Source organism: Gordonia rhizosphera NBRC 16068, from assembly GCF_000298195.1.
GTDB lineage: Bacteria > Actinomycetota > Actinomycetes > Mycobacteriales > Mycobacteriaceae > Gordonia > Gordonia rhizosphera.
Window position 1 is genome coordinate 23,593 of record NZ_BAHC01000047.1, and the last position, 25,285, is coordinate 48,877.

Here is a 25,285-nt window from a genome sequence, read left to right on the forward strand (position 1 = left end):
GTCGCCGAGGGGCGCGCAGGGAGCCTCCAAGGGGCTCGGGATCGGCGTTGCAGGTCAGCGATCCGTGGAGAACCGCACCGCCGCCCGGACCTGGGCGGCGGCCGCCGAACCGATGCCGAGCGGCCAGCGGTGCATGATGTATTCCGCGGCCTGGTCGACCGACAACTGGCGGGTGGAATTGCCGGTGCGCAACCAGAATTCGGGTGGTGTGCTCTTGCCGGTGCGCAAATACACCGGACGCGGCGATGGCGAGCAGGTGACGCGGCAGACCGGTGCCGGGCCGCCGGCGGCGCGCACGGTCTCGACGGCGACCCCGATCGCCGCGGCGGCGTTCTGGCCGAGGGCCGTGGTGAACAGGTCGCGCAGCCACAGCTCGAAGCGGTCGGCGTCGGGGACCTTGAGCGTGGCGAAGTCGGCGTCGAGACCCAGCGGGGTGCCGGCGTCGTCGACGCCGATGAGCAGGGTGCCGCCGTCGGCGTTGAGGAACGCCGACACCGTCTTCACGATGATCAGTTCCATCCGGGGGTCCTTCTCGCCGGAACGCATGTTGATCCGGGCGGTGGACTTGAACTCGACCCGATCGGATTCGCCGGCGGCGAGCAGCTCGGCGACCGACGCGCGTTCGGTGTGCTGGAAGCGTGCGGCGACGAGCCCGTACACCGCGACCGCCGAGACCGCGCTGACCACGCCGAGCGCCACGGACACGCCGCTCCACACGTGCAGGGTCGGGTCGATGATGCCGGCGAGGATGAAGCCGACCGCCGTGCCCAGGATTGCGACGACCATCGACGTGGTGGTGTTCAGGCGGGCCCGCCCGCGCAGCATCATCCGCGCCGCGCCGCCGAACAGCCAGGACAGCACCAGCACGCTCACCAGAGCGCCGGCGGTGATCCACACCGGGACTGCGCCTTCGAGGGCCGACTGCAGAGGACTCGCGGTCACATACCCGGTTGCTGACACTGATGCGTACACGGTGACCAGTATGTCGAAGCCGTTGCGAGTGGCTGGAGCGGGTGGATGGGGTGGGCTGTCGGACGGGATCGTAGCGTGCCCACCGGCCGGATCAGCCGGCGTGTCAGGCGGGCACCGGCAGACCGTACACCCGGCAGGCGGTGCGGAACCCGATCAGCTCGGACACCCGCAGCGCGTCGTCGAGGCTCCAGGCGTCGGCATCGACGACGCGGCGCATCGTGGTGGCCAGTGCGTGCCGCCACAGGCATGCGCCGAGGTAGTGCAGTTCCGCCGGCCCGAATCCGTCGGATGAGTACAGCACCTTTCGGAACGGGGCCAGCTCGAGGATGCGCGCGATCAGCTCGGGCGCCCGCGCCCCGAGATGATGCACGGCCAACCCGACGTCGACGTAGACGTTGCTGAACGCCTGCGCCAGGTAACCGGCCTCGCGTTCGAAGGGGTAACAGTGCAGCAGCATCACCGGAGTGGAACCGCTGTCGCGCAGGAAATCCAGCAGCAGCAGGGGATTGGTGCGGTGCAGATCCGCGTCGCGGTCACCGAGCCCCACGTGCACCTGCAGTGGTTTCCCGAGCCGCAGCCCCCGGTGCAGCCCGAACCGCAGCAGGGTGCGGTCGGTCAGCCGGCGGCCGCCTGCGTCCCGCCACCGTCGGGCGGCCTCCTCCACCTCCCGCGGGTCCGGGTCGGACAGATCGCCGTCGAAGCCGCCCCGGTAGGCGAGGATCGTCTTCGTGCCCACCGCCGTCCGCGCGCGGTCGGCGAGGAGCTCGTCGAACGCCGCCACATACCGGCCGTCACGCGCGGCCGCGTCCTCGGCAAGCGCCTCCAGACGCACCACCTCGTGGGTCGCCGACCCCGACAGTGCCGCCAGCGTCGCGGAGTCGGCCACGCCGGGCAGGCCGGTATCGACGATCCAGTCGCTCACCCCGGCCGCACGCAGAAACGTGCGCGCGAGCTCGGGTTCGGCGATGCCGTGGCGGCGCTGCCAGTAGTCGTCGGCGGGGGCGTGCGGGTCCAGTCCCAGCAGCGGCGCGCACCATCGTCGGACCGCGAAACCGAGCTGCGAATCGAACGGGGCGTCGTCGCCCGCCACCGGCGCCGTGTTGGCCTCGTTCAGCGCGTTCTCGAACCGCGCCCGGTCGGGTGCGTCGGTCCAGCAGCCGTGCACGTGATGATCGACGAGGGACAGGCCGGCGATGTGCTCCTCGATCCGCCCGTCGGCCGCAGGCATCCCCTCACACGCTCCACGCGAGCCGGAACCGGTCGGCGATCGTCGTCGGGGTGTGATCGGGGAACGTGGTGATCTCGTAGCGACGTACCGCGACCAGGGCGTCCACCGCCGGGTCGCCGAGGGTCTCGCGGAGCCGGGCCGACGCGTCCATCGCCTCGACGATCGCCCGCTGATCGTGCGACAGCGGCCGGATGCGCGCGTCGGCGCGCTGCTCGGGGCTGAGGTTCGCCGGGTCGACGGTGACCTCGGGGGGCAACGACGCCGCCCGGTCGATACCCGCCACCGCCGAACCGAGGATGGCCGCGGTCGCGAAGTAGACGTTCGCCGACGGGTCGATCGCCTTCACCTCGACGTTGGCGCCGCGCGGGCTCGCCGGGCCGGCGGCGATCAGCCGCACCGCCGCCTCACGGTTCTCCACCCCCCAGCAGGCGAACGCACCGGCCCACTGGCCGGGCAGCATCCGCAACCCCGACACCACCGACCCGCACAGCACGCCCTGCAGGTCGACCATGTCCTCGACGATCCCCGCAACCGCATGCTCGCCGTCGACGGTCATCCCGGCGGTGCCCGCACCCCCGGAGAACAACGGTTCGTCGTCGCGGAACAACGAGAGGTGCTGATGGGCCCCGCAACCGACACCGTCGGCGAACGGCTTGGGGGAGAACGAGACCCGGATCCCGTGCCGGCGCGCCACCCGGCCGATGATGATCCGTGCCACCACCAGCTGGTCGGCGGCCGCGATCGGGTCGCGCGGCTCCAGCGACATCTCGAACTGGTTGCGGCCGTACTCCGGGTGGAGTTGTTCGACGGAGACCCCGGCGGTCCGGCAGTCCGCCAGCACCTCACGCACGAACTCCTCGTGCTCGAACGCGCCGGCCGCGCCGTAGGGAGCCCACAGATCCGACGGAAGCCGCCCGCCGTCGGGACCGACCAGCACGAACTCGAGTTCGTGACCGACCAGCGCCCGCAGCCCTGCCTCGGCCAGCCGGTCGACCACCCGGCGCAGCGTGCCGCGCGCACATTGCGGCACGGGCTGTCCGGTCTGGTCGAAGAACTCGCCCGGCGCCCACACCAGCGTCGGGTCGAGGGTCGCCATGGCGTCGAGGTCCACCCTGATGCGCTGGTCGCCGACCACGCCGATCGCATCGGTGAACGCAATACCGCCCTGGTCGATGGTGAACGCATGCCACGTCGGACTGGCCCCCAGCCCCGACGACGCGAACACCGGAACGCGTGTCTGCGGCACCACCTTCGCCAGGGTCAGACCCGCCGGATTGACGATCGTGCCGATCAGTACGGTTGGTTCGACCCCGGGAAACCCTGACTGCGACGACATACCTCTCAGTCTCGTGCATCGGCGCGTCCGGTGCGGGCGAACCCGCCGACACCGCCGGTCGTCGGTGGCGGGTGGCCGTGTCCGTGGTCATGCTCCGATCATCCGCGCCGAACGGGCCGTCGACCGGGGTGCGGCTCGATCTGTGGATGACCGAACCAGATCGTGGCGGCTGTGGACAACCGGCACGATCGCGCGACGATGCTCAGTTCTCGAAGCGGTACGGCAGGTACTGCACGTTCCAGTGGTTGCCGTCGGGGTCGTCGAAGTAGACGAAGTGACCCCACTGCTGGACGTCGACCTCACTGACGTCGACGCCGGCGTCGACGAGATGCTGCCGGGCGGCGCGGATGTCGGAGACACACAGCATCAACGCGCCGACGTTCGACGGTGGGCCATCGACGATGCCGGTCCCGAACGCGATCGAGCATCCCGAGCCCGGCGGCGTCATCTGCACGAAGCGGACACCGTCGCCTGGCGACGCGTCGTGGTCGGGATGGAAGCCGACGCGGGTGTAGAACTCCTTGGCGCGGTCCACGTCGGTGACGGGCAGGAACGCGACCTCCAGTGTCCAGTCCATCGGGATCACCTCTCCGTGCGTGGCGGTTCTGGTACCGATCAGTCTTCGCGCCATCGCGGACAGCCGATGTCCGCGATGGTGGGCCGGGGTGGCCGAATCGAAGTTCCGCGCGTGGGCCGCGGGCAGGCAATACGCTCATCTCGTGTACACCGACCGGCCCGTGACGATCTTCGGTCCCGACTTCCCGTTCGCCTACGACGACTGGATCACCCATCCGGCGGGCATCGGGTCGGTGCCCGCCGATGCGCTCGGGTCCGAGGTCGCGATCATTGGTGCCGGGATGGCCGGCATGGTCGCCGCCTACGAGCTGATGAAGATCGGATTGCGGCCGGTGGTCTATGAACCCGAACGGATCGGCGGCCGGTTGCGGTCGGAGCATTTCGTGCCGGGCGAGCCGGAGGTGGCCGAACTCGGCGGGATGCGGTTCCCGATCTCGTCGTCGACGTTCTTCCACTACGTCGACACCTTCGGGCTGCGGTCACGTCCGTTCCCGAATCCGCTCACCGACGCGGCCGGCAGCACGGTCATCGATCTCGGCGGCGAAACCCTCTACGCCCGCACCCTCGAGGATCTGCCGCCGATCTACACCGAGATCGAGAAGGCGTGGGACAGCGCCCTCGAACGCATCGCCGGGTTCTCGGCCCTGCAGGAGGCGATCCGCGCCCGCGACGTCCCGCGGCTCAAGGAGTTGTGGAACCGGATCGTCGTCGACTGGGACGACCGCAGCTTCTACGACTTCCTGGCCACCTCCGCCGAGTTCGGCTCGCTGTCGTTCCGGCACCGAGAGCTGTTCGGGCAGGTGGGATTCGGCACCGGCGGATGGGACTCCGACTTCGCCAACTCGATGCTGGAGATCCTGCGCGTGGTGGTCACCAACTGCGACACCGAACAGCATCTGATCGTCGGTGGGGTCGAGCAGGTGCCGCGCCGGCTGTGGTCGGACAGCCCGGCCCGCATCCGGCACTGGCCGGTCGGGACGAGTCTGTCGTCGCTGCACAGCGGCGTGCCGCGGGCCGGGGCGGCGGCGATCCGCCGGGTCGGACCCGGCCGCATCGAGGTCGTCGACCGGTGGGGGGATGCCCGCGAGTTCCCGGCGGTCGTGGCGACGTGTCAGGCATGGCTGTTGTCGACCGAGATCGACTGCGACGAAAGCCTGTTCAGCCAGGACCTGTGGATGGCGCTGGACCGGACCCGCTACATGCAGTCGTCGAAGACGTTCGTGATGGTCGACCGGCCGTTCTGGACCGACCGCGACCCGGTCACGGGTCGCGACGTGCTCAGCATGACGCTGACCGACCGCCTCACCCGCGGCACCTACCTGTTCGACAACGGACCCGACCGGCCCGGCGTCATCTGCCTCAGCTACAGCTGGATGAGCGACGCGCTCAAGGTGCTGCCCCATCCGGTGGAGAAGCGGGTGTCGTTGATGCTCGACGCGCTGCGCAAGATCTACCCCGACGTCGACATCGCCGAGCACATCGTCGGGCGGCCGCTGACGGTGTCCTGGGAGAACGAGCCGCACTTCCTGGGGGCGTTCAAGGGGGCACTGCCCGGGCACTACCGCTACAACACCCGCATGTACGGCCACTTCCACGGGCAGGAGCGGCTGCCGGATGCCGAGCGCGGCATCTTCATTGCCGGTGACGACGTGTCGTTCATGCCGGCCTGGGTAGAGGGTGCGGTGCAGACCGCGCTCAACGCGGTGTGGGGTGTGCTCCACCATTTCGGCGGGGCCAGCCATCCCGACAATCCCGGCCCGGGTGACCGATTCGCCGAGCTCGGGCCGATCGACATCGGGGCCTAGCCGAGATGTCCGAATCTGAGCAGCTGCGGATCGCGCTGTGGCAGTGCGAGTCACGACCCGGACAGGTCGAGCAGAACCTGGCGCGGCTGGCCGCCACCGCCGCCGACGCGGCGTCCGCCGCGGCCGATCTGCTGATCACCCCGGAGATGGTGGTGACCGGCTACGACATCGGTGCCGACGCCACCCGCCGGTTGGCCGACCCGGTCGACGGCCCCGTCGCGCGCAGGGTCGCTGCGATCGCGCGCGAGCACGCCATCGCGGTGCTCTACGGGTGTCCGGAGTCGTCGGCCGATGGGACCGTGTACAACGCGATCCGTCTCGTCGACCGTAGCGGCGACCCGGTGGTGACCCACCACAAGACGCACCTGTTCGGCGACCTGGACCGCCGCATGGTGGCCGCCGGGGACACCGCCCCGCCGGTCGCAGACCTCGCGGGGTGGCGGCTGGGGCTCTTGACCTGCTACGAGGTCGAGTTCCCGGAGATGGTGCGGTCGCTGGCGGTGCACGGCGCCGAGGTGGTGTGTGTGCCGACCGCCAACATGATCGACTACGACGCCGTGCAGCAGGTCCTGCTGCCGGCCCGCGCGTTGGAGAGTCAGACGTTTGTGGCATACGCGAATTACTGTGGCACCGAAGGCGATCTGGAGTATGGGGGGCTCAGTGAAGTCGTCGGGCCCAGCGGCGCAGTGCTCGCCGCCGCCGGCCGGCGACCGGAGTTGCTCATCGTCGAGGTCGATCGTGCGGTGCTGGCGCGGTCACGTTCGGACTACCCGTACCTCGCGGACCGGCGGCCCGAGCTGTACTGACGTCGTCCAGCCGGCCGGTCCGGGGGTGGCCGCGCAGTACGCTGAATGCTGTGGCCGACTCGCCGCCACGGTACCGGTGGCTACTGCATGTGGACCTCGACCAGTTCCAGGTCTCGGTGGAGCGGCTGCGCAGTCCCGAACTCGCCGACGTCACGGTGATCGTCGGCGGCAACGGCGATCCCACCGAGGCCCGCAAGGTGGTCACCTGCGCGTCCTATGAGGCCCGCGACGCGGGCGTACGCGCCGGGATGCCGTTGCGCAGCGCGTACCGCAAGCTGCCCGACGCCGTCTATCTGCCGCTGGACATCCCGGCCTACGACGTCGCCTCTGGTGAGGTGATGGCGGTGCTGCGTGGCTTCGGTCATCCGGTGGAGGTGTGGGGTTGGGACGAGGCCTACGTCGGGGTGCAACGGATCTCCGGCGACAATGGTGCTGAGGTCGGCGACGACGAGGTGTGTCGGATCGCCCGCGCCATCCGGTCGGCGATCGCCGCGCGCACCGGGCTGTCGTGTTCGATCGGGATCAGCGACAACAAACAGCGAGCCAAGATGGCGACCGGTTTCGCCAAGCGGGCGGTGGGGGACAGGGTGTTCGTCCTCGACGCCCGCAACTGGCTCGAGCTGATGGGTGAACGTCCGTGCCGTGATCTGTGGAGCGTCGGACCGAAGACCGCCGCCAAACTGGCCGACCGCGCCATCACCACCGTCAACGAGCTGATCGCGACCCCGCGCGAGACGTTGGTCGACATCTTCGGCCCGCACCAGGGGAACTGGTTGTACGTGCTGTGCCGCGGCGGCGGGGATTCGACCATCACCGAAGAGCCCTGGCTGGCCAGATCGCACTCCAAATCCCGGACCTTCCCGGTTGACCTCACCGATCCCGGCGAGATGCGGGTAGCGGCGCGGGGTCTGACCCGCGAGGTCCTCGACCAGGTACTCGGCGAACACCGCGTGGTGTTCCGGGTGGCGGTGACACTGCGGACCTCGACTTTCTTCACCCGCACCAAGTCACGCAAACTCGCCGAACCGACCACGGTGTACGACGACATCGAGCCGGTCGTCGTGGCGTTGCTCGACGACTTCGAGCGGGACCGGCCGGTCCGCTTGCTCGGCGTGCGACTGGACCTGGTGACCGACGACGATGTGGCCCAGGCGGGGAACGACCCATGATCGGGTGGAGGGTGGTTCGCGCGCTGCTGGTCGTGGTGTCGGTGGGGATAGTGGTGGGTGCGCTGGCGCCGGGCCGCGCCCAGGGAAACCCCGTGCCCTTGCCGGTGTCCTACAACTTCCTCGCCGGCATCGACGCGGAGTTGCGTCACCCCGGTGGGTCGCTGCCGGGCACCAACGACTTCCGGTGTCGTCCGACGGCGCAGCATCCGCGGCCGGTGATCCTGGTTCACGGCAGCGGTGGTGGGCGACAGACCAATTGGGCGACGCTGGCGCCGGTGCTGGCCAACGCGGGGTACTGCGTCTTCGCGCTGACCTACGGCGCGTTGTCGGACGTGTGGCCGGTCTCGGCGCTGGGCGGGTTGGGCGTCAAACAGGACAGCGCCTGGCAGGTGAAGGTCTTCGCCGACCTGGTCCTCGCCGCCACCGGAGCGCACCAGGTCGACATCGTCGGTCACTCGTTGGGCACCGAGATCCCCACCTACTGGATGAAGTACCTGGGCGGGCAAGGTAAGGTCGCCCACTACGTCTCCCTGGCCCCGTACTGGCGGCAAGGCCCCGACGAGGACGATGCGCGCAGCGACATGGTGGCCATCGTTCAGCGGGCACTGGGCATCCCACCGCGCACACCGGACCGGTGTGCGGGATGTGTTGCGCCACCGGCCGACTCCAACTTCAACCGCGCGGTGCGCCAACCGACGCCCTACCTGCCCGGTGTCCGCTACACGAACATCACCACCAGCCACGACGAGATCGTGACGCCCTACACCGACGGGCTCCTCGCCGGCCCGCCAGGCACACACGTTGTGAACATCGTTGTGCAGCAGGGCTGCTCACTCGATCGCTCCGATCACCTGTCGATTGTCTCGAACCGCCGGACCGCAGCAATGGTGCTCAACGCGCTGGATGCGGCTCATCGACGGCCGGTGCCGTGTGTGGCGGTCGCTCCCGTCACGGGCGGATAGCCGCCCACGACCGTTCACGCCGCGTTGGGCAACGATGTCAACGTCCGGCGCGCCTGGGACCGCAGCGGTGTGCGTGACGGATCGATCGACTCGGGCGGAGTGAACCACGGATGGCGGTCATCGCCGATCTTCACCTCCCACTCGGTGTGATGGATCGCCGTGTGGTGTCGCTGGCAGAGCAGCACGCAGTTGTCCAGGCTTGTCGGGCCACCGTCGTCCCACGTCACGATGTGATGCGCTTGCGTCCACCCGGCCGCGGCATGGCATCCGGGGAACGCACAACCCTGGTCACGGACGATCAACGCCTTACGAATGCCCGGTGTGACGAAGCGCTCGTTGCGTTTGACGTCGAGCGGGACCGACTCGCCGTCGGTGATGATCGCGGTGATGATGCTGTCACAGCCGATGAGTTGGGCGGTCGGCCGCGACACCGGCCCGGTCCACGCCAGCGATGCCGGCTCGGCCGTCTGCACCCCGGCAGCGCCGACCGCCGATGCAATCATGGTGAGCGTGACGTGCGGGAGATTGCCGCCGGCGGTCGGCGCGGTGTCGTCGGCCTTCAGATAGCCGTCGAGGATCGTTTCGAGGGCGTCGGCGCGTCGCAGTTCCGGCGATCGTGCGTCCGGAGACCCGTCGTACTCGGGCACCGGCAGCGACAGGGAGTCGATCGCGGCCAGCAACTTCTCGCCGATCACGCTGTCCACGTCGAACCGCCCGGTCACACGGCCGTCTCCGGCCACCTCGACGTGGGCTGAATTGAGCGAGCGATCCTCGGCGACCGGGATCTCACGGTGCACACCGGGCGCGAGTTCGATGGCCACCGCCCGAGCCTTCGACGACACCTGCGCCGGCGTCGCGGTGTGTGCCTGCGCGAGCAGCTGCGAAATCAGTTTCGCCCGTTGCACCTCATCGAGGTTCACCCGCGCTTCGACGTGGCGGACCCCGGCGACCACCGCGTGGACGTGTTCTCCCGACAGCCCACCGTCGGCGGCGTCATCGGCGACCGTGGCCAAGTCCCGCAGGTCGATGCCGTCACGCACCCATCGGTAGACCAAGTGCGGCGCCACCCCGATGCTGACCAACCACTGCCCGGTGGACGCCGCGCCCTGGCGTCTGGCCAGTCCGCGCCGATCGATCTCGGCGGCCAGGCGGCACAGGACCGCATCGACGGCGTTGCGCATCTTCACCATTCGGGTCGTCACCGCAGTCAGTGCGGCGTCGTCGGCGGCGGTGACATCGAAGTCACCCAGTGTATCCAGCAGGTTTGCGCCCAAGGCGTCGAGATCGTTCATGGCGACGACGCTAGGCCGCAGATCCCGTGCCTTTCCGGCTGGCTCGGACATCTGTTGATAAGTTCGCGGAGCCGCATCGAGGGCCGCTGCCTGTGGAGAACCCGGCCCTCGCGTCGTGGTGTTCTGTCGCGACCGAAGTCGGTGGAACCCGGCGGTCGTCTACGACGTCCAAGAATCGATGGATCACACTGTGTCGCCGCCCCAGGCCCGGTCGCGCGCCGCGGCCGGTCACCACCGCAACGGGCTGGTGCTCGGCGCCCAGCGGGCCCACCCCCGCGTGCGATCCGACTCCTCGGTGCCGCCGAGGTTACGGTTCGCGGGGGATGCGTACCCCCAGCAGCCGCGTGTCGGGATCGATGTCGAGGCCGACGCGGTCCCAGTCGCACCCGACGCGGATGACCGCATATGTCGATGTCGGGAAACGGTCGAAGTCACCGCCGGGATCGAGGGTCAACACGGTGTCCGGCAGCCCGGGGGCGTGTCCGACCACGAGCACCGTCGCCGCGTCAGCCGGTGCGTAGATGCGCACCGCCTCGAGGATCTCGTCGGGATATCCGCCGTAGATGTCGTCGACATAGACGGTGGGGGCCGCGATACCGGTGGACTCCAACGTCTGGCGTGTACGGGTGGCGGTGGAGCACACGACCGCGTCGATGCGCAGTCCCTCCTCGGCCATCCACCGGCCGGCGAGGGCCGCCTCGCGCCGACCGCGATCGGCGAGAGGCCGGTCATGATCACCCACACCGGCCGGATAGCCCGACTTGCCGTGCCGCATGAGCACCAGGGTGCGCGTCATGCCGCACCCGCTTCGTGGCCGGCGGTGTGTGCGTCCGCGGCCATCGCCTGCAGCGTTGCCACCGTGGCGCGCCAGGCGGACGCCTCCTGGCGGCACAGAGTGGCCTCGTCGTGGTGGCCGTCGGCGGACTCCTCGTCGGCGCGGTCGTCGAAGGCGATGCAGCGGTCCACGGCATCGGCGATGAGCCCGGGCAGCGATCCGCTCGACGAGCACGCCAGCCGGATCGTCGCCGCATCGAGAGTGGTGAGGCGTTCGAGCTCGGACTGATACCTCATAACCCAAACTTACGTCGGCACGCCGCGGCCATGGTGGACCCACACCGCGGCGGTGGTCGGATGTCTAGCCTGGATCCCGTGCACACCTGGGTTCCCGCATTGTTCGCCCTCGCGGCGGCATTGCTGATCGCGAGTGGCACGGTGATGCGGCAGCGCGCCTCACACGCCAGCGGCGCGATCCGGGCCGGATGGTGGCTGGGTGCCGCGGTCGCGGTGTGCGGGTTTGCTAGCCAGGCCGTTGCCTTGGGCCTCGGGTCGATCCTTCTGGTGCAGCCGCTGGTGGTGCTCGCGGTACTGTTCGCATTGCCGATGGAGGCCTGGGCCGATCACCGCAGACCATTGCGTGTCGAGTGGCTGTGGGGTGGCGTGCTGGTGGCGTGCGTGACGGTGTTCTTGAGCGTCGCACGTCCCGAACCGTCCCCGCGCCGACCCGACAACCTGCTGGTCGGGCTGACCATCGGGGTGGTGATGATCGTGCTGCTGTTCGGTTGCGTACTCGGCGCCGAACGGTGCAACAGCCACTACAAGGCGCTGCTCTACGGGGTGACCGCGGGCGCGTTGTTCGGCGTGTCGGCCCTGCTGGTCAAGACGGTCGCCTACCAGCTCACCCACGACTTCTGGCGTACCTTCACTGAGCCGGGGGTCTACCTGTTCGCCGTCGTCAGTATCGGCGCGGTCATCGCCCAGCAGCGCGCGTTCGGGGCGAACGAGCTGCAGACATCGTTCCCAGCGCTGACCGTGATGGAGCTCGCCGTGTCGATGACGCTGGCGGTGCTGCTGCTCGGTGAGAACCTCAGCGTCTCAGCGCCGACCGCCTTGTTCCTCGGCATCGTGCTGGCCGGGATGGTCCGGGCGGTGCTGGAACTGGCCCGGCTCGCCGCGAAGCGAGCCGAGGAGAGCGGGTTCGAGCCCGCAAATCTCCCGCACCCACATCTCCCGCACCCGCACCTTCCGCACCCGCACCTTCCGCACCCGCATCTCCCGCACTCGCAGCCGCGTTGCGCGGCGGATGAGGACTCAGCGCCGGACCCGGACCCGGCGCCGCAACGCGGGACGGCGGCCACCACCGGCCCGGACGGTCAGGTCAGCCGGCCTCGCCCGGAGCGATGACGGCGGCGATGCCCTCGGCCCACTCCGCGGCCTGCTTGGCGGGCTTGACCGGGGACGAGTTGTCGTGGCGGGCGTGCTCGCCCACCTGCACGGCCCCACGCTTGGTCAGCATCCCCGCGATGATCTCGCCGCCCCGGTTGAACGTCTCGCCGTAGACGGTGTCGCCCAGCCCGAACACCGCGAACCGCAGGCCGGTCAGGTCGGGATCGACCGCGTCGAGTTCCTCGGCGAACGGCTCGGCGCCGGTGGGCAGCTCACCCTCGCCGTAGGTGGAGCACACGATGACCAGGAAGTCCGCGGGGTCGAGGTCCTCCACCGCGAACTCCGTCATGTCGTAGATCGCCGGGTCGTGATCGACCGCGAGCACATCGGAGATCGCGTCGGCGACCAGCTCGCCGTTCCCGGTTTCGGTGCCGTACAGGATGACGACCGACATGACAGTTCTCCTCTCGACGTCGCGCTCGGACAGCCGCGACACAAACCCGACCAAGGTTACCCTAACTCATCGGTAGGGTGTGAATCGGCAGGTCGCAGGCCCTTTGCAAAAATACTTGCATGTCCTACTATTGGAGCCGGAGGGCCGCTTCGACCGGCCATGACCCCGACTCGTGAATCAAGGTGATCTCCCCGTGTCCAGTACCGAAGTCCGCAACATCCCGCATTACCTGAACGGCTCCGCCGTGACCGTCACCGAAGGCCGCTTCGCCGACGTGTTCAACCCGAGCACCGGCGCCGTGGCGGCGAAGGTGCCCCTGGCGTCGACCGCCGAGGTCGACGCGGCGGTGGCAACCGCGGTTCAGGCTCAGAAGGAGTGGGCGGCCTGGAACCCGCAGCGCCGCGCCCGTGTGCTGATGCGTTTCGTCGACCTGGTCAACCAGAACTCCGACGAACTGGCCACCCTGCTCTCGCTCGAGCACGGCAAGACCCACGCCGACGCGCTCGGTGACATCCAGCGCGGCATCGAGGTGATCGAGTTCGCCATCGGTATCCCGCATCTGCTCAAGGGTGAGTTCACCGAGGGCGCCGGCGGTGGCATCGACGTGCACTCGATCCGTCAGCCGCTCGGCGTCGTCGCCGGCATCACCCCGTTCAACTTCCCGGCGATGATCCCGCTGTGGAAGGCCGGCCCCGCACTCGCCTGCGGCAACGCCTTCATCCTCAAGCCCAGCGAGCGGGACCCGTCGGTGCCGGTGCGGCTGGCCGAGCTGTTCAGCCAGGCCGGTCTGCCTGCCGGTGTGTTCCAGGTCGTCCACGGCGACAAGGAGTCCGTCGACGCGCTGCTCAACAACCCGGACGTGCAGGCGCTCGGCTTCGTCGGCAGCTCCGACATCGCCCAGTACATCTACTCGACCGCCGCGGCCAACGGGAAGCGCTCGCAGTGCTTCGGCGGCGCCAAGAATCACATGATCATCCTGCCCGACGCCGACCTCGACCAGGCCGCCGACGCGTTGATCGGCGCGGGCTACGGCAGCGCCGGCGAGCGCTGCATGGCCATCAGTGTCGCGGTGCCGGTCGGCGAGGCGACCGCGGAACGGTTGCGCGCCAAGCTCGTCGACAAGGTCAACGCCCTGCGCGTCGGGCACAGCCTCGACCCGAAGGCCGACTACGGGCCGCTGGTCACCGCCGCCGCCCTCGACCGCGTCAAGGGCTACATCGGCAAGGGTGTCGAGCAGGGCGCCGAACTGGTCATCGACGGCCGGGAACGCACCAGCGATGAACAGTCCTACGGCGACGACGACATCTCGAACGGCTTCTTCATCGGCCCCACTCTGTTCGACCACGTCACCAAGGACATGGTCATCTACACCGACGAGATCTTCGGTCCGGTGCTGTCGATCGTGCGTGCCCACGACTACGAGGAGGCCCTCGCGCTCGCCTCGGATCACCAGTACGGCAACGGCGTCGCCATCTTCACCCGCGACGGCGACACGGCCCGCGACTTCACCGCCCGGGTCAACGTCGGCATGGTCGGCGTGAACGTCCCGATCCCGGTTCCGGTGGCCTACTACACCTTCGGCGGCTGGAAGCGCTCGGGCTTCGGTGATCTCAACCAGCACGGCCCGACGTCGATCCAGTTCTACACCAAGACCAAGACGGTCACGAGCCGCTGGCCCTCGGGCATCAAGGAAGGCGCCGAGTTCGTGATCCCGACGATGGACTGACGCAGACATGACGACACTCACCGACAGCGGTCTCGACGCCGACGAACGCGTCATCGTCGAGACCGCGGCCGGGTTCGCGGCCAAGAAACTGGCGCCGTTCGCGCTGGAATGGGACGAGAGCCATCACTTCCCGGTAGCGGAGCTGCGTGAGGCCGCCGAGCTCGGCATGGGCGCGATCTACTGCTCCGAGGACGTCGGGGGCAGCGGCCTGCGCCGACTCGACGGCGTGCGGATCTTCGAACAGCTCGCCTACGCCGATCCGGCAGTGGCGGCCTTCCTGTCCATCCACAACATGTGCACCTGGATGGTCGACCAGTACGGCACCGACGAACAACGCTCCACCTGGGTGCCGAAGCTGGCGTCGATGGAGACCGTCGCGAGCTACTGCCTGACCGAACCCGGTGCGGGATCGGATGCGGCGGCGCTGGCGACCCGCGCGGTCAAATCCGGCGACGAGTACGTGATCACGGGCGTCAAGCAGTTCATTTCCGGCGCGGGCTCTTCCGACCTGTATGTGCTGATGGCCCGCACCGGCGACAACGGGCCCCGCGGCATCTCCACCTTCCTCATCGAAAAGGGCACGCCGGGGCTGAGTTTCGGCGCGCAGGAACGCAAGATGGGCTGGCATGCCCAGCCCACCGCGCAGGTCATCCTCGACGAGGTGCGGGTGCCGGCGGCCAACCTGCTCGGCGGGCAGGAGGGCATCGGTTTCGGTATCGCGATGAACGGGCTCAACGGCGGGCGGCTCAACATCGCCGCGTCGTCGCTCGGCGGTGCGCAGGCGGCATTCGACAAGGCGGCGAGCTACGTCGCCTCCCGAAAGGCCTTCGGCAACGCCCTGATCGACGAGTCGACCATCCGGTTCACGCTCGCGGACATGGCCACTTCGCTGCAGGCGTCGCGGCTGATGCTGTGGCAGGCGGCCGCCGCGCTCGACGCGGACGCTCCGGACAAGGTCGAGCAGTGTGCGATGGCCAAACGCTTCGTCACCGACAGCTGCTTCACGGTCGCCGACCAGGCGCTTCAGCTGCACGGCGGCTACGGGTATCTGAACGAGTACGGTCTGGAGAAGATCGTCCGCGACCTGCGCGTGCATCGGATACTGGAGGGCACCAACGAGATCATGCGGGTGGTCGTGGGGCGGTCGATCGCCGCACGGTACCGCGAAAGCTGAGAGAGCACAGGAGATTTCGACAATGACGACGATCGCTTTTCTGGGCCTGGGCAACATGGGCGGGCCGATGGCGGCCAACCTGGTCAAGGCCGGCCACACGGTGCACGGCTTCGACCTGGTGGCCGAGGCGGTGAAAACGGCCGAGGCCAACGGTGTGACCACCTTTCCGAGCGCGGTGGAGGCGGTGGCGGCGGCCGAGGTCGTCATCACGATGCTGCCGAGCGGGCCGATCGTGAAGAACGTCTACGCCGAGGTCCTGCCCGTCGCACCCACGGGGGCGCTGTTCATCGACAGTTCCACCATCTCGGTCGACGATGCCCGCGAGATCCACCAGCAGGCCACCGACAACGGTTTCGCACAGCTCGACGCCCCGGTCTCCGGTGGCGTGAAGGGCGCGACGGCCGGCACCCTGGCCTTCATGGTCGGCGGTGAGGACGAGGCCTTCCTCGCGGCGCGGCCGACCCTGGAACCGATGGCGGGCAAGGTGATCCATTGCGGTGACGCCGGTGCCGGGCAGGCCGCCAAGGTCTGCAACAACATGGTGCTCGCCGTGCAGCAGATCGCGGTGGGGGAGGCCTTTGTGCTGGCCCAGAAGCTCGGTCTGTCCGATCAGGCGCTCTTCGACGTGATCACCGGCGCGACCGGGAACTGCTGGGCGGTGCAGACGAACTGCCCGGTACCCGGTCCGGTGCCGACCTCGCCGGCCAACAACGAGTTCAAGCCGGGGTTTGCCACCGCGCTGATGAACAAGGACCTGGGGCTGGCGATGGACGCCATCGCCAGCACCGGATCGCGGGCCCCGCTGGGCACTCATGCGGCCCAGCTCTACAAGGCCTTCGCCGAGCAGCACGCCGATCTCGACTTCAGCGCGATCATCACCTCGCTGCACTGACCGCAGATCACCGTCGGCCACCCACGAACCTCCGCGTTCGTGGGTGGCCGACGCGTTGTGGGGCTGGTCCGGTTAGAAGTCGCCGGCGGCGTGCCGCAACGACTGGATGGCACCGACGAGACCGGTGATCTCCTCGTCGGTCATCCCGACATCGGCGAAGACCTCACGGTTGAGCGTCGCCGTCGCGTCCTCCACGGTGGAGCGGCCGAGATCGGTGATCTCCACCAGGGTGGTGCGCCCATCCGTCGGGTGCGGCAGGCGGCGCACCAGTTTCGCCTCCTCGAGCCGCCGGATCGCATGCGTGACGCTGGTGACGTGCACCTGCAGACGATCGCTGGCCTTGGTGATCGGCAGCGCGCCCTGCCGTGAAAACGCCAGCAGACGAAGCAGTTCGAACCGGGAGAAGGTGAGATCGTAGGGGCGCAATGCCGTTTCGACCCGCCCCAGCAGGATCTGGTGGGCCCGCATCACCGACGTGACCGCGACCATGCCGTCGGCGACATCACCCCAGCCCGCCTCGGCCCAGTTTTCTCGCGCCTGCGCGATCGGGTCGAAACGCATACTGCGGCCTGCCATGTCATTCAGCCTAGAGCAGTCTCACCCGTTGCGCGGCACCGGTGATAGATCATCTACACGAGGTGCGCGTGGGAGCCGCGGTTCATCGAATCGGCGTGCGCTCCAACAACATCTCGATCGCGCCGACGATGGTGTCCACGAGGCCGGCGACCGTGTGCTCGCCGAGCTCACCGCGCTGCTCGTCGGAGCGCATCATGATCACCGACTCCACCAATCGGAACGGCAGCAGACTGCGGGTGTCGGCCCGATCATCGAGCGCCGCGGCGGCCAGGGTCTCATAGGCGCGGGCTAGTTCCTGGCGGGCGGCCCGGAACCCGGCGAACCGCTCGTCGCCCAGCTCCGGCAGCAGGTAGAGCGCACCCAGGTTCCACCGTGCCTCGGCCAGCTGGGTGACGTCGAAGCGGGCGAGATCGAGGAGCCGATGCAGCGGCGAGTCGTCGGCGGAGAGCAGGTTGCGCGCCCGGTCCAGCGACGGGTCGACGGTGGTGGCCAGCAGCGCGGCGAGGATGTCGTCTTTGGTCTTGAAATAGTGATAGAGCGATGCCTGCCGGACCCCGACGGCGTCGGCGATCATCCGCGTCGACGTGCCGGTGTAGCCGTGGCGGGCGAACAGTTCGGCGGAGGCGTCGAGGATCTCGTCGCGCGCGGTGTCGCCGCGGCGTTTCGGCTGCACCAGCCGGGGGCGTCCCGGGCTCGCGGCGCCGCGCGAGGACGCCGATCGCGTCGCCATGTCGTCCCCGTCCTGCAGGTGGTACCGGTCTGTTGACCAATCCACCCTAGCCCACCTCGAGGCCGCCGCCGATGCGCCGACCAGCGGCAGGTAACACAGATGTAGCGCGCGTTTTCCGTCCCGAAACATATCTGTCACTCGACAGAAATAGCCGGCCATTTATCTATCAACTGACAGATAAATGCTCACCGTGGAGCCCCGTGCAGACCCTCAGCAGAGAGACCAACGACCCCATGACCTCCACCGCCATCACGCCGCCCACCGGTCCGTCGCCCACCCCCGGCGGCGACGCGCACGACCTCTCCGAATTCGGCTACGACCAGCAACTGCACCGGTCGTTGGGGAAGTTCGCCTCGTTTGCGGCCGGGTTCTCCTTCGTGTCCATTCTGACCACGATCTTCCAGCTCTTCGGCCTCGGCTTCGGCTTCGGCGGGCCGGCGTTCTTCTGGACGTGGCCGATCGTCTACGCCGGCCAGTTCCTGGTCGCCCTGTGCTTCGCCGAGATCGCGGCGCGCTACCCGCTCTCGGGCGCCATCTACCAGTGGTCGCGCCGCATGGGTGGCGAGGTCATCGGATGGTTCGGCGGCTGGTTCATGATGATCGCGCAGATCGTCACCGCCTCGGCCGCGGCCATCGCGCTGCAGGTCGTCCTGCCGTCGGTCTGGAGTGGATTCCAGGTGATCGGCGACGACCCGACGCTGACGTCGACCTCCGGCGCGGCCAACGCGGTGCTGCTCGGCTCGATCCTGCTGATCGTCGTCACATCCATCAACTGCGTCGGCATCTCCTGGATTAGCCGCATCAACAACATCGGCGTCACCTGTGAACTCGTCGGCGTCACCGCCGTCGTGCTCGCCCTGTTCACCCACGCCCGCCGCGGCCCGGACGTCGTGTTCGACACCGGCATCCCCGGTCAGCAGCCCGGCTACATCTGGGCGTTCATCGTCTCCGGTCTGATGGCGGCCTATGTCATGGTCGGCTTCGGTTCGGCCGGTGAGCTCGCCGAGGAGACCCGGAACCCGCGCCGCGTCGCGCCCCGCACCATCCGCCTGGCGTTGACGGTGTCGGCGATCGGCGGCGGCCTGATGCTGCTCGGCGCGCTGATGGCGGCACCGACCCTCGACGAACAACTCGCCGCCGGCGGCCTGCCCTATGTGCTCGACTCGGTGCTGGGCGGCTTCTGGGGCAAGGTCCTGCTGTGCGACGTCGCCGTCGCGATCTTCATCTGCACCCTGGCGATCCAGACCGCATGCTCGAGGCTGATGTTCTCCATGGCGCGCGACGGACGGCTGCCGTTCTCCAAGACGCTGTCGCATGTCAACGAGCGCACCGGCACCCCGATAGCGCCGGCCATCCTGATCGGGGTGGCGTGTGTCGGCATCCTGCTCGTCAACGTCGGCAACTCGGCGATCTTCGCGACGCTGGCCAGCGTGTGCATCATCCTGATCTATCTCGCCTACCTCGCGGTCACCGCCCCGATGCTCTACCGCCGGCTGCAGGGTTGGCCGAAGGGCCCGGCGACCGTCGACAACGAGGGCAACAAGCTGTTCTCCCTCGGACGATTCGGGATCGTGGTGAATCTGCTCGCGGTCGTCTACGGCGCGCTGATGGTGGTCAACCTGTCCTGGCCGCGGGCCGAGGTCTTCGATCCCACCGGCGAGATGCCCTTCCTGCGGTGGGCGGGCCCGATCTGCATTGCGGCGACGATCCTGGTCGGCATCGCCTGCTTCCCGCGCGGCAGACAACACCCCAAGCCGGTCACGTCCCCGGTCTGACCGCCCCTACCCTTTCCCTGCTGGTCGAGTAGCCGCCGAGCGCGCCAGCGCGAGGAGGCGTATCGAGACCACTCGCCGCAAACGCGGATCCGGATGTACCACAAAGACACTCAAGGAGCTCCATCATGACCACGACCACCGCCGACACCAGTGGCGCCCGCGCACACGCCCGGGCACAGGCCGGGACGACCACCGACTCGATGCCCGTGGTGCCCGCCAGTAGCTGGCCGCACCCGCCCGCCGACGTCGACGCCACCGAATTGACCTGGGCCGAAACGGTTCCCGGAGGCCGCTACACCACCAAGGTGGTGGCCCGGGGCACCCGGCTGCGGCTGCGCGACGTCACCGGAACCGCCTGCGCGCACCTGCTGCTCTGGCGCGCCGACGCCCCGTGGGAGCGGCTCAACGTCGCCGACACCGTCAAGGTGCCGTGGCAGGCCTACCTGAGCACCGGCCATCCGCTGCTCAGCGATCAGGGACGCGTGCTAGCGACCGTCGTCGCCGATACCAGCGCCCATCACGACGCGCTGTGCGGCGCCACCACGCTGGCCGCCAATACCGCCAAATACGGTGACGGGAACGCATATTCGACGAGCCCGGCGGGTCGGGAACTGTTCACCCTGGCCGCCGCCAAGAACGGGCTGACCCCCACCGACGTGGCGCCGTCGCTGTCGTTCTTCCACGGAGTGACCGTCGACGACGACGGCACGCTGCGCTCCACCGGTTCCGCCGGACCCGACACCACGGTCGACCTGATCGTGCACCTGCCCTGCATCGTCGCGATCGCCAACACCGCACACCCGCTCGACCCCGCCCCCAAGTTCACCACCGGACGGCTTGAGGTGCTCGCCTGGCGGGCGCACCGCGATCTCGACGACCTGCTCGCCGGCGTCGCCGACCGCGACCCCGAATACCAGCGCGCGGTCGCCAACAGCGAAGACGCCCACCGCGCGCTCACCTTCTGACACCAGCCAACCGACACCTGAGAGCCCATCATGACCAACACCCTGACCGATCCCGCCACCACACCTGCCGAACAGCTCGCCCTCGTCGCCGGCGAGGTCCTCGACGACACCATCATCGGTGACCGTGCCCCCTGGTCGGGCGTCGTCGCCGCCGGCGACGTTCTCACCATCGTCGACCTCTACGGCAACCAGGCCGTCGACACCCTCTTCTACGGTGGGCACGACCATACGATCCGCTACTCCGCACAGGCGACGATCGCCGCGCAGGGCAACATCTTCCTGACCACCGGATCGGTGATCCGCGACCAGGAATCGGCCCCGATGATGACCATCGTCGCCGACGAGGTCGGCAACCACGACACCCTGGGCGGGGCGTGCTCGCAGGAGTCGAACACGCTGCGCTACGGCCACCACACCAAACATCAACACGCATGCGTGGAGAACTTCCTCATCGGCGGGGCGAAACACGGTCTCGGGAAACGGGATCTGGTCGGCAACGTGAACTTCTTCATGAACGTGCCCGTCGACGCCGACGGATCGCTCGGCATCGTCGACGGCCTCTCCGCACCCGGCAAGCGCCTGGCGTTGCGCGCCGAGGTCGACACGCTCGTCCTGATCTCCAACTGCCCGCAGATCAACAACCCCTGCAACGGATTCGACCCCACCGCGGTCCGGGTCATCGTCACCCGCCCCGACCGATAATCACCCGACACCCACGACAACCCCGAGGAGATTCGACATCATGGCCATCACCGTCCTGCGCGCAGGACCCCTCACCACGATCCAGGACTGGCCGGGCCGGATCGGCTACTGGAAGGTCGGCGTCCCGCCGTCGGGCCCGATGGACGATCTGTCGTTCCGGCTGGCCAACATCGCGGTCGGCAACCCGCAGGAAGCGGCCGGATTTGAGGCGACCATGATCGGGCCGGCGCTGCGCTTCGACGCGCCCGCCACCGTCGCCGTGACCGGCGCACCCGTGTCCGTCAGCGTGTCGGGAACCACCGTGCCGCAATGGGTTCCGATCGAGGTCTCCGCCGGCGACGTCCTCGAGGTGGGTACGGTGGGCGAGATCGGTTTGCGCACCTACATCGCGGTGTCCGGTGGGGTCGACGCCGAGGAGTACCTCGGCAGCCGTGCGACGTTCACGATGGGCCGGTTCGGTGGTCATCACGGACGCACCCTCTCCGACGGCGACGAGATCGCCATCGCATCGTCGTCGGTCCCCGAGGTGCGCGGCGCGGGCGGAGCGCGACGACGGGCGCGGCGCATCCTCGGCGACGAGCAACCCGCGCTGACCAACACCTGGCAACTCGCGGTCACCGTCGGGCCGCACGGGGCGCCGGAGTTCTTCACCGACGAGGACATGGCCGACCTCGTCGGCACCGACTACGAGGTGCACTTCAACTCCGACCGCACCGGCATCCGGCTGATCGGCCCGAAACCCCGGTGGGCGCGCAGTGACGGCGGAGAGGCCGGGCTGCATCCGTCCAACATCCACGACAACGCGTATTCGGTTGGTGCGCTGGACTTCACGGGCGACACTCCGATCCTGCTCGGCCCCGACGGCCCGAGCCTCGGCGGGTTCGTCTGCCCGGTCACCGTGGTGACCGCGCAGCGCTGGAAGCTCGGTCAGCTCAAGCCCGGCGACACGGTCCGTTTCGTGCCGGTGCGCGCCGATCAGACCGCGTCGCCGTCGGTGACCGGGCCCGGCCGCCGCGCAGGATTCGTCGAGGTGCTCTCGGCCGGCGGCGACTCCGACGACGGCGTGCTCGGTGCCACCACCACCGCCGACGGCACCACCACGGTCACCTACCGGCGCAGCGGCGACGACAACATCCTCGTCGAATACGGCGACATGCGTCTGGACCTCGCGTTGCGCGCGCGGGTGCACGCACTGAGCGAACGGATCGAGGCCGACCGTCCTGCCGGGATCGTCGACCTCACCCCGGGCATCCGGTCGCTGCAGGTCAAGGCCGACCCCGATGTGTTCTCGCAGCAGAAGATGCTGTCGTGGCTCGTCGAATGCGAAAGCGAACTGCCCCCCGCTCACGACCTCGTCGTGCCCAGCCGTACGGTGCACCTGCCACTGTCGTGGGACGACCCGGCCACGCGCGAGGCCATCGAGCGCTACATGCTCGGTGTCCGCTCCGACGCGCCGTGGTGCCCGTGGAACATCGAGTTCATTCGCCGGATGAACGGGCTGGACTCCGTCGAGGACGTGCACCGCGTCGTCTTCGACGCGAGCTATCTGGTGCTGGGCCTCGGAGACGTGTATCTCGGTGCTCCGGTGGCGGTTCCGCTGGATCCGAGGCACCGCCTGGTCACCACGAAATACAATCCCGCCCGCACCTGGACACCGGAGAACGCGGTGGGCATCGGCGGGGCCTACCTCTGCATCTACGGTATGGAGGGCCCGGGTGGCTACCAGTTCGTCGGACGCACCACCCAGGTCTGGAACCATCGGCATCCGCTGCCCGCACCGGGTTTCGATCCGCAACACCCGTGGCTCTTGCGGTTCTTCGACCAGATCCGCTGGTATGAGGTGAGCGCCGAGGAACTGCTCGACATGCGTGCCGACGTCGCCACCGGACGCGGCGACAGCGTCCGTATCACCGACGGCGCGTTCTCGCTCGCCGAACACCGGGCCTATCTCGACGCGAACGCCGACCACATCGCGGCGACCCGCGCGACAATGGAGGCGGCACGCGCCGAGGAACGCGAACGATGGACCAGACAGGGCGAGTTCGCGTCGCCGTCCGCACGCCGCGCACTCGACGAGATGTTCGACGAAGGGAAGGTCGCATGAGCGCGATCACCGAGATCTATCGCCGCATCGACGCCGCGGACCGTCCGGAGGTGTTCATCACCCTGCGTCCCCGCGACGACGTGGCGGCCGACCACCGGGAGTCGTTGCGCCGCGGCGGGCCGCTGGCCGGGATCGTCCTCGCCGTCAAGGACAACGTCGACGTCGCGGGGCTGCCGACCACGGCGGCCTGCCCCGGCTACTCCTACGTCCCGACCGTCGACGCACCCGCGGTGGCGGCGCTGCGAGCGGCCGGCGCGGTGGTGATCGGCAAGACCAACCTCGACCAGTTCGCCACCGGGCTCGTCGGAACGCGCAGTCCCTATGGTGCCGTGCGGGATTCACGCCGAACCGACCGCATCTCGGGTGGTTCGAGTTCCGGGTCGGCGGTCGCCGTCGCGCTCGGGTTCGCCGACATCGCGATCGGCACCGACACCGCCGGCTCCGGTCGGGTACCGGCCGGGCTGCAGGGGATCGTCGGCATCAAGCCCACACTCGGGGTGGTGTCCACCGAGGGGGTCGTGCCCGCCTGCGCGAGCTACGACACGGTGACGATCTTCGCCGCCGACCTGGAACTCGCCGATACCGCGATGGCGGCGATGGCAGCCGCGGCCGGGTCCCGCCCGTTCGGTCCGACGACCCGGCTCGCCGCGCCCGCACAGCCGATCGTCGCCGTCCCGGCCGAACTGCCCGAACTCGACGACGCATGGCGGGCCGCCTTCGCCGCGGCGGTGGCCCGGGCACAGGCCGCCGGACTGCGTGTCAAGCCCATCGATCTGACACCGTTCCTGACCGCGGCGAAGCTGCTCTACGACGACGCGCTGGTCGCCGAACGCTACGACGCCGTCGGCGAATTCGTCGACGACGCCGACCCCGTGGCCGCGGGGATCGATCCGGTGGTCTCCGGGATCATCCGTGGCGGAAAACGATTCAGCGCCGTCGACCTCCTCGTGGCGCGCCGCCGGGTCGAGCAGCTACGCGCACAGGCGATGGACGAACTCGGCGACGCGGACGCGCTCTTGGTCCCGACGGCACCCCTGCATCCGACACTCGCGCAGGTTGCCGCAGATCCGGTGGGAGTGAACTCCCGGATGGGCACCTACACGAACTTCTGCAACCTCTTCGACCTGTGCGGGGTGGCGATCCCGGCCGGTGTCGTCGACGAGGCCGACGGGACTCAGGCGCAGTTCGGCATCACGGTGCTCGGGCGTGGGCACGACGACGCCGTCGTCGTCGATCTGGCGCGCCGGTTCGACGGTGACCCCACCCGCGTCCCGGGGCAGGCGTGGCCGGAAACGATCTCGGCGGCAGCGGAACTCGCGGTGTTCGGGGCGCACATGCGCGGCGGCCCGTTGGTGCACGAACTCGCCGACCGCGGTGCGCGCTGGTCGGGGCCGGTGTCGACGGCCCCGAATTACCGGCTCGTCGCGCTGGACACGACACCGGCCAAACCGGGGCTCGTGCGTGACCCCGACGGCCGGCAGATCGACGGCGAACTGTGGACGCTGTCGCCGGCCGCGCTCGGGGAGTTCCTCGCTGCTCTGCCCTCGCCGATGATGCTGGGCCGCGTCGAACTCTCCGATGGCCGCTGGGTGGTCGGGTTCGGCTGTGCCGCCGACGCGGCCGCGCGGGGGGAAGGGCTTGACCGCACCCGCTGGTGACCCTCCCTGCCACACTCCGCATGCTTCTCGGAGTCTCGGATTCGTCTGACCGGACGACACGCGGATCATCGCAATGCCGAAAAGTGTGGCGACCGACCAGCTTTGGGTGTCTTGAACCATTTCTTCGAAATTGTGTATTTGTCGGTGATGTCGTGATTCAATGATCCCGTTTTGTTGGGGTCGAGGCTTGGGCAGCGGGGGAGTTGGACACATGACCGAC

23 protein-coding genes are annotated in these 25,285 nt (G+C 68.9%); 13 read left to right on the plus strand and 10 right to left on the minus strand.

The features are described 5' to 3' along the window. Positions 1–54 precede the first annotated feature (54 nt). The 4 genes from GORHZ_RS04630 to GORHZ_RS04645 form a co-directional block, all read right to left on the minus strand. A complete protein-coding gene (locus GORHZ_RS04630; protein ID WP_245551347.1) occupies positions 55–972 on the minus strand; it encodes an AlbA family DNA-binding domain-containing protein in 918 nt (305 codons plus the stop codon). A 103-nt stretch (positions 973–1,075) separates the two neighbouring features. Beyond that, positions 1,076–2,200, minus strand: coding sequence for an amidohydrolase family protein (locus tag GORHZ_RS04635; protein ID WP_006330805.1), 1,125 nt, complete (start codon positions 2,198–2,200; stop codon positions 1,076–1,078). Between the two features lie 4 nt (positions 2,201–2,204). Then, positions 2,205–3,536, minus strand: a complete 1,332-nt coding sequence (locus GORHZ_RS04640; RefSeq protein ID WP_006330807.1) for a type I glutamate--ammonia ligase — start codon at positions 3,534–3,536, stop codon at positions 2,205–2,207. 202 nt (positions 3,537–3,738) lie between these two features. Continuing rightward, positions 3,739–4,113, minus strand: coding sequence for a VOC family protein (locus GORHZ_RS04645; RefSeq protein WP_006330809.1), 375 nt, complete (start codon positions 4,111–4,113; stop codon positions 3,739–3,741). 142 nt (positions 4,114–4,255) lie between these two features. On the opposite strand from GORHZ_RS04645, the gene GORHZ_RS04650 reads away from it, so the two are divergent. Genes GORHZ_RS04650 through GORHZ_RS04665 form a run of 4 tightly spaced genes read left to right on the plus strand, consistent with a single transcriptional unit; the run spans position 4,256 to position 8,854 of the window. Further along, complete coding sequence (locus tag GORHZ_RS04650; protein WP_040530211.1) at positions 4,256–5,917, plus strand: flavin monoamine oxidase family protein; 1,662 nt, start codon at positions 4,256–4,258, stop codon at positions 5,915–5,917. Positions 5,918–5,922: 5 nt separating this feature from the next. Then, positions 5,923–6,723 carry a carbon-nitrogen hydrolase family protein gene (locus tag GORHZ_RS04655; RefSeq protein ID WP_006330813.1) on the plus strand — a complete coding sequence of 267 codons (801 nt, stop codon included), beginning with the start codon at positions 5,923–5,925 and terminating at the stop codon, positions 6,721–6,723. A gap of 50 nt (positions 6,724–6,773) precedes the next feature. Then, complete coding sequence (locus tag GORHZ_RS04660; RefSeq protein WP_006330815.1) at positions 6,774–7,892, plus strand: DNA polymerase IV; 1,119 nt, start codon at positions 6,774–6,776, stop codon at positions 7,890–7,892. Further along, positions 7,889–8,854 (plus strand): esterase/lipase family protein, encoded by a 966-nt coding sequence (locus GORHZ_RS04665; protein ID WP_040530200.1) that lies wholly within the window; start codon positions 7,889–7,891, stop codon positions 8,852–8,854. The genes GORHZ_RS04660 and GORHZ_RS04665 overlap by 4 nt, the downstream gene beginning before the upstream one ends. 14 nt (positions 8,855–8,868) lie before the next feature. On the opposite strand, the gene GORHZ_RS04670 is transcribed toward GORHZ_RS04665, so the two are convergent. From GORHZ_RS04670 to GORHZ_RS04680, 3 genes are all read right to left on the minus strand, one after another. Further along, positions 8,869–10,146, minus strand: coding sequence for an HNH endonuclease signature motif containing protein (locus GORHZ_RS04670; RefSeq protein WP_040530202.1), 1,278 nt, complete (start codon positions 10,144–10,146; stop codon positions 8,869–8,871). A 307-nt stretch (positions 10,147–10,453) separates the two neighbouring features. Next, entirely contained in the window at positions 10,454–10,942 is a 489-nt protein-coding gene (locus tag GORHZ_RS04675; RefSeq protein WP_006330828.1) for a SixA phosphatase family protein, read from the minus strand. After that, the gene (locus tag GORHZ_RS04680; protein WP_006330830.1) at positions 10,939–11,217 is read right to left on the minus strand and encodes a hypothetical protein; all 279 of its coding nucleotides are present in this window, start codon (positions 11,215–11,217) and stop codon (positions 10,939–10,941) included. The genes GORHZ_RS04675 and GORHZ_RS04680 overlap by 4 nt, the downstream gene beginning before the upstream one ends. Before the next feature lie 60 nt (positions 11,218–11,277). Here GORHZ_RS04680 and GORHZ_RS04685 point away from each other — a divergent pair, with 60 nt between their 5' ends. Continuing rightward, positions 11,278–12,327, plus strand: coding sequence for a DMT family transporter (locus tag GORHZ_RS04685; protein WP_006330832.1), 1,050 nt, complete (start codon positions 11,278–11,280; stop codon positions 12,325–12,327). On the opposite strand, the gene GORHZ_RS04690 is transcribed toward GORHZ_RS04685, so the two are convergent. Next, entirely contained in the window at positions 12,302–12,763 is a 462-nt protein-coding gene (locus GORHZ_RS04690) for a flavodoxin family protein (protein WP_006330834.1), read from the minus strand. The two genes, GORHZ_RS04685 and GORHZ_RS04690, sit on opposite strands and share 26 nt — an antisense overlap. A gap of 193 nt (positions 12,764–12,956) precedes the next feature. Here GORHZ_RS04690 and GORHZ_RS04695 point away from each other — a divergent pair, with 193 nt between their 5' ends. Genes GORHZ_RS04695 through mmsB form a run of 3 tightly spaced genes read left to right on the plus strand, consistent with a single transcriptional unit; the run spans position 12,957 to position 16,555 of the window. Further along, positions 12,957–14,489, plus strand: coding sequence for a CoA-acylating methylmalonate-semialdehyde dehydrogenase (locus GORHZ_RS04695; protein ID WP_006330836.1), 1,533 nt, complete (start codon positions 12,957–12,959; stop codon positions 14,487–14,489). 7 nt (positions 14,490–14,496) lie between these two features. Further along, a complete protein-coding gene (locus GORHZ_RS04700; RefSeq protein WP_006330838.1) occupies positions 14,497–15,663 on the plus strand; it encodes an acyl-CoA dehydrogenase family protein in 1,167 nt (388 codons plus the stop codon). A gap of 22 nt (positions 15,664–15,685) precedes the next feature. Further along, positions 15,686–16,555 (plus strand): 3-hydroxyisobutyrate dehydrogenase, encoded by an 870-nt coding sequence (mmsB, locus tag GORHZ_RS04705; protein ID WP_006330839.1) that lies wholly within the window; start codon positions 15,686–15,688, stop codon positions 16,553–16,555. Between the two features lie 72 nt (positions 16,556–16,627). Here the strand turns inward: mmsB and GORHZ_RS04710 are convergent, their stop codons facing one another. Next, positions 16,628–17,131 carry a MarR family transcriptional regulator gene (locus GORHZ_RS04710; protein ID WP_040530205.1) on the minus strand — a complete coding sequence of 168 codons (504 nt, stop codon included), beginning with the start codon at positions 17,129–17,131 and terminating at the stop codon, positions 16,628–16,630. Positions 17,132–17,213: 82 nt separating this feature from the next. Next, positions 17,214–17,861, minus strand: a complete 648-nt coding sequence (locus GORHZ_RS04715) for a TetR/AcrR family transcriptional regulator (RefSeq protein ID WP_006330841.1) — start codon at positions 17,859–17,861, stop codon at positions 17,214–17,216. A 233-nt stretch (positions 17,862–18,094) separates the two neighbouring features. On the opposite strand from GORHZ_RS04715, the gene GORHZ_RS04720 reads away from it, so the two are divergent. From GORHZ_RS04720 to atzF, 5 genes are all read left to right on the plus strand, one after another. After that, positions 18,095–19,636, plus strand: coding sequence for an amino acid permease (locus GORHZ_RS04720; RefSeq protein WP_040530216.1), 1,542 nt, complete (start codon positions 18,095–18,097; stop codon positions 19,634–19,636). 125 nt (positions 19,637–19,761) lie between these two features. After that, a complete protein-coding gene (locus GORHZ_RS04725) occupies positions 19,762–20,601 on the plus strand; it encodes an urea amidolyase associated protein UAAP1 (RefSeq protein ID WP_006330843.1) in 840 nt (279 codons plus the stop codon). Between the two features lie 30 nt (positions 20,602–20,631). Further along, positions 20,632–21,303 carry an urea amidolyase associated protein UAAP2 gene (locus tag GORHZ_RS04730; protein ID WP_006330844.1) on the plus strand — a complete coding sequence of 224 codons (672 nt, stop codon included), beginning with the start codon at positions 20,632–20,634 and terminating at the stop codon, positions 21,301–21,303. 40 nt (positions 21,304–21,343) lie between these two features. Continuing rightward, the gene (locus GORHZ_RS04735; protein WP_006330846.1) at positions 21,344–23,407 is read left to right on the plus strand and encodes a 5-oxoprolinase/urea amidolyase family protein; all 2,064 of its coding nucleotides are present in this window, start codon (positions 21,344–21,346) and stop codon (positions 23,405–23,407) included. Next, on the plus strand, positions 23,404–25,065 hold the full coding sequence (gene atzF / locus GORHZ_RS04740; RefSeq protein ID WP_006330848.1) for an allophanate hydrolase: 1,662 nt from the start codon (positions 23,404–23,406) through the stop codon (positions 25,063–25,065). Before GORHZ_RS04735 ends, atzF begins: the two co-directional genes overlap by 4 nt. Positions 25,066–25,285 lie beyond the last annotated feature (220 nt).